Annotated in this window: 12 protein-coding genes; 1 reads left to right on the top strand and 11 read right to left on the bottom strand. The window is 29.0% G+C overall.

The window, feature by feature from the left end; all coding sequences use genetic code 11:
- Positions 1–18 precede the first annotated feature (18 nt).
- The 7 genes from FC55_RS09370 to FC55_RS09335 form a co-directional block, all read right to left on the bottom strand.
- Positions 19–474 carry a hypothetical protein gene (locus tag FC55_RS09370; RefSeq protein WP_057704750.1) on the bottom strand — a complete coding sequence of 152 codons (456 nt, stop codon included), beginning with the start codon at positions 472–474 and terminating at the stop codon, positions 19–21.
- A 353-nt stretch (positions 475–827) separates the two neighbouring features.
- Positions 828–1238, bottom strand: coding sequence for a hypothetical protein (locus tag FC55_RS09365; RefSeq protein WP_003699061.1), 411 nt, complete (start codon positions 1236–1238; stop codon positions 828–830).
- Positions 1239–1240: 2 nt separating this feature from the next.
- A complete protein-coding gene (locus tag FC55_RS09360; protein WP_003699060.1) occupies positions 1241–1696 on the bottom strand; it encodes a hypothetical protein in 456 nt (151 codons plus the stop codon).
- Between the two features lie 569 nt (positions 1697–2265).
- Positions 2266–2529 (bottom strand): hypothetical protein, encoded by a 264-nt coding sequence (locus FC55_RS09350; RefSeq protein ID WP_003699056.1) that lies wholly within the window; start codon positions 2527–2529, stop codon positions 2266–2268.
- 87 nt (positions 2530–2616) lie between these two features.
- Positions 2617–3000: a hypothetical protein gene (locus tag FC55_RS09345; protein WP_003699055.1), complete on the bottom strand. Its 384-nt coding sequence runs from the start codon at positions 2998–3000 to the stop codon at positions 2617–2619.
- A 65-nt stretch (positions 3001–3065) separates the two neighbouring features.
- Complete coding sequence (locus FC55_RS09340; protein ID WP_003699054.1) at positions 3066–3650, bottom strand: hypothetical protein; 585 nt, start codon at positions 3648–3650, stop codon at positions 3066–3068.
- A 72-nt stretch (positions 3651–3722) separates the two neighbouring features.
- Positions 3723–6887: an SEC10/PgrA surface exclusion domain-containing protein gene (locus tag FC55_RS09335; protein ID WP_003699053.1), complete on the bottom strand. Its 3165-nt coding sequence runs from the start codon at positions 6885–6887 to the stop codon at positions 3723–3725.
- Positions 6888–7060: 173 nt separating this feature from the next.
- Between FC55_RS09335 and FC55_RS09330 the strand changes: the two genes are divergently transcribed.
- Complete coding sequence (locus FC55_RS09330) at positions 7061–7255, top strand: hypothetical protein (protein ID WP_003699052.1); 195 nt, start codon at positions 7061–7063, stop codon at positions 7253–7255.
- 209 nt (positions 7256–7464) lie between these two features.
- On the opposite strand, the gene FC55_RS09325 is transcribed toward FC55_RS09330, so the two are convergent.
- From FC55_RS09325 to FC55_RS10170, 4 genes are all read right to left on the bottom strand, one after another.
- Positions 7465–8274 (bottom strand): hypothetical protein, encoded by an 810-nt coding sequence (locus tag FC55_RS09325; protein ID WP_003699051.1) that lies wholly within the window; start codon positions 8272–8274, stop codon positions 7465–7467.
- A 116-nt stretch (positions 8275–8390) separates the two neighbouring features.
- Entirely contained in the window at positions 8391–8924 is a 534-nt protein-coding gene (locus tag FC55_RS09320; protein WP_003699050.1) for a hypothetical protein, read from the bottom strand.
- A 213-nt stretch (positions 8925–9137) separates the two neighbouring features.
- Positions 9138–11441: an N-6 DNA methylase gene (locus FC55_RS09315; protein WP_003699049.1), complete on the bottom strand. Its 2304-nt coding sequence runs from the start codon at positions 11439–11441 to the stop codon at positions 9138–9140.
- On the bottom strand, positions 11441–11626 hold a 186-nt coding region (locus FC55_RS10170), incomplete at its 5' end, for a hypothetical protein (RefSeq protein WP_235803289.1). The genes FC55_RS09315 and FC55_RS10170, both read right to left, overlap by 1 nt.

Below are 11626 nucleotides of genomic sequence, written 5' to 3'. Positions count from 1 at the left end.
GAGGTTTGCGCCCGTTTTCTAATCAAGTACTTGTTGAACTGACCACCCTGTTTCAGAGGCAGTTTTCTCAAGAAATTGCTTAGTTTCTTTTTCCCAGGCAGCATAGTCTTCTTTATATTTTGCATAAGCTTTATCATATTTAGCTTGTGCGTCTTTTTCTTTTTGAGTTAGATCTTTAGCTGCTTGAGTTTTATCTAAAATGTCTTTAGTTTGAGTGTCATAATTTTTTTGTAATTCTGCTTTTTTATTCCAATATTCATCTGGAGTTACGTGTATCTCCTTAGTTGGATTTTGAGTAACTGTTAATACGTTAGAATATTGTTTTGTGCCATTAACTGCATTTGTAAGTTGAGTAGAACCATTCTTATTAAATTCTTCTGCGTCTTTACTTGCTTTTAGATACTTTTCTAATTTATCTTTTTCCTGTTGTCTTAACTTCTCTGCTTGCTCAGGAGTTTGTACCCCCCCCCACACTATCTGCGAAAGCTTGAGTAGAACTTATAAAAATTGGAGCAAGTAGGAAAGATAACATCATTGTCTGAGACAATTTTTTAAGAGTTTTATTTATTATTTTCATAAACTTTTTCTCCTTTCCTTATTCTGAAAATTTATAGTTTTTCTAAGTTACCATCAAAATCACCGTCCTAAATTATTTTTGATTTACAGCCTTTTTAATAATGACGTTAAATCATGATTCTAACTTTATACGAAATTTTAAAAAGTGCTAAATTGATGACACAAAAAAAGGACAATAAAAAATCCAGCCAACTAAGTGACTGGAAAATGATCTTATTCATTTTTTAATCTAGCAAATATGTCAACGCATATTACACTCCCATTATAAAAAATATGTAACTACCAACTCCACATAATACTAAAAAGCCCCATAATATAGGATTGTTTATCAATACAAGCGTAAAAATTATTATTGTAATATTAAAAAAAGTACATATAATATTTATTAATAATAATTCACTAATGTTATATTTGAAATATTTAATCCAACCTGATGCTATAATAATACTGGCAAAAAGAATTATTAGTATAGCTCCAAATAAATAATTAAATGCCTTGCCATCTTCAAAAGAAAACATTTTAAACGAACGTATAATTAATGATGTATTTTCTCCCAAATTATCATTTAGTTTTTTATTAAAATTATACAAATTAACATTATATACTATAGCTATAATTATTAAAAAAAATTCAATCACAAAGTAATAATTATATTTTTTCATATCTATCCCCTTTTTTCTCTTTTTCTATGTCTTATACGGTTTCCATATTTCATTATCTCCATATCTTTTTGCTTACTATTAATAACATACTCTACAATACTATTTTCTCTATACGCATTCATTAATCTGCTAATATATATTGCTAATAGTATAGAGATCACTATAATTACACTAAAATTTATTCTCATCAACATTATTTTTAATCCAGTATCAGTTATTTCCTTTTTACTAATATATACTCTAATAATATCCGATAAAACAGGATAAATCGTTTTATCATAATTTGCAACAAAAATTGCAATGATTGCAGCAATAATACTCCCTACTACTGCTTTTCCAAATTCGATAACAGACTTTAGATATGCCTGATACAACTCTAATTCTTTTAAACTAAATTTTTCTAAATATTCTACTTTTTTTAAATAACCAACTGGTAATCTATACCTTTTATTTCTCATATCCCCTCCAAATAACTATACAAGCAGCCTCAAATAAAGCTATCGCTACAAATAGTAATACATATAAAATGATACTATTAATTCTGGGAGCTACTAAAAAAAAATTAATTTTAAAAAAATAAACTAATCCTCCAAAAAGTAAAAAAACACTCGTCCAATACTTCCATGAAGTCCAATATTTCCATTTCAAAAATACTTTTAAACCTTTTTTCATAACTTTTCTCCATTAATTTATTTACTATCTTAACTATACCATTTTATAAGTCTACTTCAATTGTAAAACCTAATTTTTTATCATGTTGTATGCTCTTAATTTCCCCCAAACTAAGTTTCATCTCATCAATTCAAATCCAATATATCACGTATTTTTCTCTCAATTTAACAAATAAAACTTTTGCATGTACTTTTCATCTAGTAAGTAAAGGGCATACATAAGTATAGACCACCCGATTAAAACAAATATCTCTATAAAACATATATCTTTCCAATTTTTAATTAACCAATTAGCTAATCTTTCTGATAAATTCATTTCCATACTTAAAAAACCTCTTTCTGAATAGACTTTCCCCTTATTTTTTAGAATTTCTTGGTAAATAAATAGTTAAAAATAATACTATTAGCGTAATTAATACGACAAATGTGATAACAAAACAAGCTAATACCTTACTATGATATTTAATATTTTCAGGAACTCTCTGCAATGCAATAAATACAACTACAATAATCACATATATCCAGGTTGTTAGTGATTTCCAATGTTTATCTAGCCAACCTCTAATATTTTTATCTAACCAGCCATCTATTTTTCTTCCTAAATTATCTAATTCTTTCATTTTACACACCCTATTCTATATATAAAAATAAAAGTATAGATGATAATAATTGTAAAGACACTTTTTCACAAAAAATCTTCCCTCTTTTTAATCTAAAAAAATAAGCGAAAAAAATATAATTGTAAAAATGTATAAAAATATACCATAGATCATTGTCACAGAAAAAGTAAACAAAACTATACTTATTTCTAGTACTATGATTGTTGCAATCCGTATCATATATTTTTTATAATTTTTACTCCTTATGTATTCTTCCTTCAATTCTTTTATTAATTTTGGGAATGCTATAGCAGCTCCAAGTTCTGCTATAATAACAGTTATCAAGACTACAATTGCTGTATCAGAGTCTGCTTTTTCTTTAACTATATAAAAAAAACTATTTTTTAGAGAAAATATACACAAAAAACTGGTAATAAGAAAAGGTAGCCAATGTAACAATATAAAAAATGGATATTTTTTTAATTTTTCCATAAAAACATCTCCTTCAATTTAAGTTTATATTATCAGAAGAAGCCTTTATTGCTTTTTTTATGATACTATTTGAAAGTTGAAACCATTCCTATAATCCACGTTATTATTCCCCAAATGAAAATTATCTTAGCTATATCATACTTATCATCTGAATCTTTTTTTAACCAATCGAAAAATGATTCATAATATCCTTCTACTAGAACCACAATTAATGTGGATACTAAAATAATAAATGCTAAACTCGTTAGAGTTTGTATGATTTCAATATTATAAGCACCTATTATTGCAAGAAAAAATATACTAATGAATAATACTCCAGTAAGAATTAGATATCCTATACTAAAGCTAAGATTAATATTTTTCATTAAATATAATATTGAACCACATAGTACAGCATAAATTATTGATAATCCGTAAATGTTAAAACTATGCACTTGGTATCCGAGTTGTTTTAAGAAATCTGTTTTACCATAGTAAATCAGTATTAATTCCGTAGCTGATGTTAATAATGATATAATTGCTGCTTTTATTTTTATAGGTAGTTTACTTTTTGCTTCTTTTAATTTAGGTTTTCTAGATTTCTTTTCAAGAATTGAATTTCTATATGCTTCTTCGATTCTTTCATCTATTTTTTTACTTTTATTTGCCATAAATTCTCCACCTCAAAAAATAAAGCGAGCCTCTAAAATAAGAAGCTCGCTACATATTATCATTAAAATAAATTAGTCTAAATCTTCACGCTTACCCAAACCGATTAAAGCAAGAACGCTACCCAATGCTGTTACAATCGCACCAGCTAAAGTAATATTATCTGCCTTCTTATTACCTGTTTGAGGTAATACATTTGCTTTTACTACTGCTTGTTTCATCATACGTGTTGTTGGTTCTTTTGTAAGGGTACCAATTAATTCACCACGTTCGTTGAAAATTTGATCGCCCTTAACTGTATAACCTACCATGATATGACCTTTTTCATCATATACTTTCCCATCAGCTAAATAGAAGAATGTATTCTTTGCTTTAGCTTCTGCTTGTGCCTTAGCCTTAGCTTCTGCCTCTTCAATAGCTTTTTGTGCTTGTTCTTGAGCAATAAACTTAGCTAATACAGTTTCAGCTTCCTTAGTTTGAGCTGCTTTAGCTTCATAATCTGCCTTTGCTGTATCATAAGCTTTTTGTGCGTCTGCTTGTACTGCTTTAGCCTTATCCAATTTAGCTTGTGCGTCTACTAATGCTTGTTGTGCATTTGCTAAGATTTCATCAGCATTTTCATAGTTTGCTAATTTATCTTGTAATGCTTTTAGTTCAGCCTTAGCGTTTTCTACATTAGCTTTTGCTGTTGCTAAATCTGCTTGTGCTTGTCCCAAAGCTTTTTGTGCGTCTGCTTGCACTGCTTGCTTAGCTGCAAGTTCTGTTTGAGCGTTCTTCAAAGCTGCTTGCTTATCTGCTAATTCTGCTTTAGCTTTGTCTAAGTTTGTTTGTTTTGTTTTAACATCAGCATTTAAGTTTGCCAAAGCTTCCTTAGCAGCTTGAGCTGCGTCTTGATCGTTAATTAGTTTGGCTGTTGCCTTATCAACGTCTGAACGTGCTTGAACTAATTTTGCTTCCACGTTTGTTACATTAGCTTTATCAGCATTTAATGTAGTTTGAGCTTGTTCCAAAGCTGTTTTAGCACTAGCTAATGCTTGTTGTGCCTTATCATTTTCTGCTTTAGCGTTTGCTAATACTGTTTGTTTAGCTTGTAAATCTGCTTTAGCGTCATTTAAAGCCTTAACTGCATTATCATAATTTGCTTGTTTTGTCTTTAAATCTGCACTCAAGTTATCTAATGCTTCTTGAGCATTCTTAGCTAATTCTTGATCGTTAGCTAATTTAGTTTGAGCTGCTTTCAACGCTTGTTGAGCATTATTTAAGTTGGTATTAGCTTTATCTAAAGTTGCTTGTTTAGTTGCTAAATCTTGACTAGCATTTTGAGTATTTGTTTTAGCACTAGCTAATGTATTTTGAGCATTAGCATTATTGGAAGTAGCTGTCTCAAATGCTGCTTGCTTAGTTTGTAAATCAGATTGAGCATTTGCTAATTGTGCTTGTAACATAGAAATGTTGTCTGGAATAGTGTATACAATTGAACTGTCAATTTTACTTGGTTCATAATTTTCATAATGAAGTACTCCATTTCTATCAATAGAAAAACCAAAATAAATTTCATCTGGATCACCAAAACTCAATAATCCCATTCCTGTTAGTTGAGCAGCGTGTCCCCAATTAGAGTCACCATCATCAAAAATCATATCTAAAATGCTGCTGTAAATTGCCTCTTTTAATTCATCTAATGTAATAGTCTCATCAGATACATATCCTAATGAAATTGATTCTTGACTAAATGAAACACCACCTATTGCATTTTCACCTTTCTCTAAAGCAGAAGTATCATGATCAAATTTATCCCAATAATTATCGGCGATAACCTTTGCATACTTCAATGAGTCATCTGTAACAACATTTCTATTATTAACTCCTGCACTTTCCCTTGCAGTATTTAAAACTTGAGCAATCCATAAAGTTAAATCTCTTTGTTGTTCTGCAGTTAATTTTGTAGGATTTAATGTTATTTCCTTATCTTTTTCACTATGTTTGAAATTATTTAACTTATAACCATCTTCACTAAATTGTTGTAGTTCAGACCAATTTTTGACTTTAGCATACCCATCTGGTAGCACGATCGTATTAATACTATTCAATTGGTCTGTAATAGAATTTACCTTTTGACTAGCATTATCACGTTGTGTCTTAGCGTCATTCAAAGCTTGTTGTGTTTTGTTAGCTTTATCTTGAGCGTCTACTAATGCTTGTTGTGCCTTATCATTTTCTGCTTTAGCATTATTTACATCAGATTGTGCTTTATTTACTGCTGTTTGAGCATTATTTACGCTATTTTGTTTACTTTGTACATCAATTTCATCTACAGCTACTTGTGCTTTAGTAGCCGCTGCTTGATCTTTAATTTCTTGAGCATTTGTGCCATCAAGTACTTTCTTAGCGTCATCAGCTTTGCCTTGTGCGTTATTAACAACGTTTTGAGCTGCATTTACATCAGATTGTGCTTTATCTTGAGCTTGTTGCGTCTTGTCAGCTGTATTTTGCTTAGCTGTTACATCTTGATTAGCTTGATTTACTGCTTGTGTATCTTTAGATACTTGATCCTTAGCATTATCTAAGCTAGTTTGTGTATCTTTAACAGTATTTTGCTTATTAGCTAAATCTGTTTGATCTTGCTTAACTTGATTTTCTGTCTTTGTAACATTATCTTTTACTTCTTGGGCATTTGTACCATCAAGAATCTTTTGTGCTTGGTCAACGTTTTCTTGAGCTTTATTTACTTCATTTTGTGCATTATTAACAACATCTTGAGCTGCATTCACATCAGAAGTTGCCTTATCTACACTATTTTGCTTATCAGTCACATTAGTTTGAGCGTCAGTAACTGCCTTATTTGCATCAGATACTGCTTGTTCTTGATTAACAATATCTGTTTTAGTTTTATCAATATTTTCTGGTGTAGCTTCAGCCTTATTTTCTTTAGCCTTATCTAAATCAGATTGTGCTTGATTTACATCAGAAGTTGCCCCATTTACATCATTTGTAGCACCATCTAAGTCACTCTTTGCTTGATTCAAGTTTTCTTGAGCTTTAGCTTGGTTTTTCTTAGCTGTATCTACATTGGCTTGAGCTGTTTGTTTATTATTAGCTACTGGTGTATTAGCTTCTGTAGTTTTATTATTGTCATTAGCTGGAACTGTATCAGCTTTTACATTATTAATATTTGTTCCTGCTACTAATGTACCTGCAACCAATGTTGCAGCTAATAAAGATTTGTTAGTCTTTTCCATACAAAACATCTCCTTTTTTGGTTAAGTGTTTCTATACTCATAATATACAACTTCGACAACAAAAAAGCAATGTATTTTTATTGTCTTTCATTAAAAATAATTGCAATACAATTCTTTTAATGATAATATAATAGTGTAAGTAATAGTAAAACTATACTGAGGTGGTGTGACCTATGGCTGAAAGAAGAGCTAAAAAAAACTATATATTTCAAATGGATAAAGAAAAAGATAAAGATATTATCGACTTCATGGATAACGTCAAAGAAGAAATGAATCTAACTACCTTTTTTAGAGTTGTCATTAGAGAATACATGAAAAAAAGTGACCGAGTTGTGACAATTGATCTGAACTTTAAAGATAAAAAATAGTATAATGGTTATATAAATTAAATCTCCTACAAAAATGGATTATCCACCTAGAATTGTTATGTTTCTAGGTGGATTTTTTCGTCTAATCACTTTTTTGATTCAAAACCTCTAAGGTAACAAATTATCTGCTTATAGGATACAAATTGTCTATAAGAGTACATTTAAAGATACATTGCAGTACCATATAAATGTATCTCTAGATGTGCATTTTACCTTTTTGCAATTCCTTTTCGTTCCATATATACACCTTTAGCTAATCTTTTAATTTTTGACTTTTCAGCATAATCACTTTCTGATTTCCTAGCAAATTCATTCATTAAAAAGAATTTATCAACACTCGACAAAGTATCGTAATACATGCTCAATTCATCTAAAGTTAATTTATCCTGAATTAATATCTGTAAAATTTCTTCCTTACTAAATTTAAGTTTGTAGTAATCTTTATCAATGTTATATTCAGCAGCTGTTACTTTCCCTGTGGTTGATTGATACCAAATAGTTATATGTACTAAATCAATTAGTTTGAAAGGTGTTAGAAAAGTTTTTTTGTAAAACTCATTTATCCTATTTGTCACTACATCTACTGTCATTAGATACATCATCTTAGCAATAATTATAATCAACATAAACCATACAAAAAGCCAACCATAACTATTAAATAACTCTGATACACTCATCTTATTATCACTTTTTTGTGAAAACCAATATATAATAGGCATTACGCAAGCCGTAGCTACTATTGTTTTATCAACAAGATTACAAATACTATAAAATATATTTAAACAAACTAATACAAAATTGATAATTGGATAACAGATAACTTTAAATAATACTAATGGATTATGTATTAAAAAAGATCTCCAATGCTTAAAAATTTCTTTCTTTGGTAGCTGTTGATCAGTTATATTAAACGAAACCAAGCCCATAAATTTAAGTAATCCCTTAATTTTAGTTTCTTCGCTATTATATTCTCTTTCTTTATTCTCAACAGCTAAAGTAATTAGCTCTTTAGTATTCAAATTAAATCACCCTTCTTTTATTGCTGATTTATTGTCGAAATATGTTTGATTTTATGTTCTAAACATCTAAAAAAACGCATAAATTCAAGCTTTTTATAGTCTGATTTACGTTTGATTTATTGTCGTTTTATTGTTTCTTTAACTAAAAATAACTTGTTATCGGTTATATTTTTGCCAGTTTGAATAATACTCATAATAATTATCACAAGGATTAAGTAGCCTATTAACGCATATACTACTAACTCTAAATAGTTATTCCCATTTTTTGAAGTAAATATATCTCTCATAATAAACAAGCAACTCATGAAAAATACAGCGTTTATAGTGGCTCCGATATAAAGCAATCCTTTCTCAATTGATTCAATATTTCTTTTTTGAGATTCTAATTTTAATCTCAATTTCAATAAATCATTTGCTGATAATTGCATGATCTTTTTTTGAAATAATTCCAATGGTGGATTCCCAAAGAAAACTTGACTTTTAGCCCATCTATCAAATCTTTTTCCAACATAATCGTCATACTCTCTCCAATCATAATCGTCTTTATCGTAATATCCACTTACTGCCATAACTACAAGTAATATAAGTGCAAGCGGAAATAAAAAACATGCTTTAATTCTTTCTGAAAAGTTTGCTATTTGTCTCTTCATTATTCCTCTACCTCCTTGTATATGTATTTATTTTATTCAAAAATACCAGAAACACATTTTTTATGACAAAACAAAACGAGCTTTCAATTAAAAAAGCTCGTAAAATATTTTTTATTATTTTTCTCGATAAATTTCAAAAAATTTGATAGTTCTAACTTATCAGGAAGTAATTTATCTGCATTTTTTGACATTAATTTCTTTGACTATTTTTACCTATTCAAGGTTTAAATTATTAAGTTCCTTTTGTATCTGTAATACTTGGGAATGTTTTTTCTCTACAGTATTAACAATTTTCTGTTGTTCGTCAAAACTGATGTCCTTGATTTGTAATTTTAAGAACTCAGTAGCGTTTAACGCTTGTCTGATAGTTCCATATGATCTTTCTGCAATATCTTCAATAACCCTAGAATTATGTGTAAGTTGTAGATATATGTATTCCATTAAATACCTAGACTCCATTCCCTGCTTTAACCTAAACGTAGGATAGGCATTTGAAACAGCTACAGGTGTGTTTGACATATTAATTCCAAAAGATCCCACATTAGCTCTTGAAGGGTTGAAACTAATGTATTTTTCTCTTACCACATTATAATTAATATTATTTTCTGATGTAACGGATATAAAGTTTTCTCCCCATAATTCTTCACCTAAAGGCATTCCCCAAAACTCTGCGTTAGTAATACTTGCAGTTTCGAAATGTTCAGTATTTTTTTCTTTAACTTGTTCTAAAATATCAGATAGTCTTATATATCCTGTTATTTGCTCATCATGATATTGTGTTAACAATAAACTTTTATTCTTTTCATCTAGAATATCTTTTCTGGAAATATAAAATAAATTGTCATAATTCAATTTTTTATTGTAATTAGTTTCAAGCATTTCTTCGTGTATGCTAATAAAATTATCCAAATCATTAATTCCTGATATTTTTCTTCTTCGAGTTGTTAGAGTATATCCATCATTTTTTACCTTATAAACAAATATATTTTCAGTTGGGATATTTGTTTTACTACCAAAAATTAATATGCTAGTTTTAGCCTCTGTATATGGTAAAAACACTTTAGAAGGTAATGATACTATTCCTAGAAGTTGCCCTGAAGAAACAATATTCTTTCTCAAATCTTTCATTGACTTATCATTAAGAACTGCGTCTGGAACAATAATTGCAGCTCTTGAATATGGATTATTATTTTTTAGAGCTTTTAGGATATGTAATATTGCTACAGCATTACCTTTTTTAATATCTGGTTCGTATAATGAACTTTGTTCGTTAGTTACTTCCATGTTAAATGGAATATTGGAAATAACAATATTATATTTATCAGAAACAGGATTCATAAAACTATCATGTTGCATAATATTGCTATGGCCATCACCAGAAAGAATCATATTCATCTTTGCAATTCTAGCAGTATCTGATATTTCACCACCCCAGATAGTTTGTTCCCTTAGATTCGTTAAGGTATCTTCATCAAGCTTTCCTCTTTCTTCTAGTTCATTTAAAATTCTTTCAAATGCAACAATCAGCATTCCCCCAGTTCCACAAAAAGGATCATATATCTTGTCCCCATATGTAGGTTTTACAATATCATTCAAAAATCTAACAATATGTCTCGGTGTGAAATATTCTCCTAAATCATTATTAGTTTGATTGTATTTCTGGATAAAATATTCAAATGCGTCACCTTTTATATCTGTATCAATTTTCTTAAAATTTAAAGTATCTAACTTATCTACAATTTCTTTTAATTTTATTGGATCTTTTATGTGTAAAGGTGTAAATAATCCATTATCTTCTTCACTACTATCAAATTTTTTATTTAATCCATCAATTACTGTATTGTTAATATAGTTTATTAAAGCATTTCCTTCATACGTTTTATAAGTATCCCATAAAAACTCATCTTTAATATTGTAATTTCTTTCTTCATTTAGGTCACTAACTAGCTTTAAAAAAAGTAAATTTGAGAACTCTGAAAATCTTGTTACACCAGCATTAACTCCTGCTTCACGTAGTTTATTATTTGCTACTCTAAAAAGGTTAATTAAATCTGATTTAGATCTTATCTCTGCAGTTCCACTAATTTTTAACTCATTACTTGTAAATTTTTTCAAAATAGATAATGGCAAAATATTATTAACTTCCACATTATCAATTAATAATGATTTCTCATTTGGAACATAATAACTTAAATAACGGTTAAAATTATATAAAAAGAGAAATTTTGCTCCCAGTTTTTTTGCATATTTCATTCCTTGTTCTTTAGCATCTTCTAAATTTTTATGTTCTGATCTTTTAGTTTCAATAATTGCTATAGGTTTTTGAACTTTGTTACTTTCATATAAAATAAAATCAGGGAATCTCCTAGAATCAAGATCTTTCAATAACTTGTTTCTCTCTTCTTCTGTTCTGGGTGATTGTCTATAAACCTGTCTATTTTTAAATCCAACATCTACAATCCATTTATTTTTTCTTAGGTGTTGTTCAATAACGTTTTCAACTTCTCTTTCTAGCATTATGCCACCACCTTTCTAACAGCAGTAACATTACTACAGAGGTTTAAATACTTCAGATTTATGACACAACACAAATAAGCCCTGGGACTTCTTAGTCCTAGAGCTAACTTTTCTTGATATTTGTATAAACTTATGCTACTGTCTGTCTGTCTGTCTGTCTGTCTGTCTGTCTGTCTGTCTGTCTG

Origin of the sequence: Ligilactobacillus salivarius DSM 20555 = ATCC 11741, from assembly GCF_001435955.1 — a bacterium.
GTDB lineage: Bacteria > Bacillota > Bacilli > Lactobacillales > Lactobacillaceae > Ligilactobacillus > Ligilactobacillus salivarius.
This window is presented reverse-complemented; position numbering and strand designations above follow the sequence as displayed.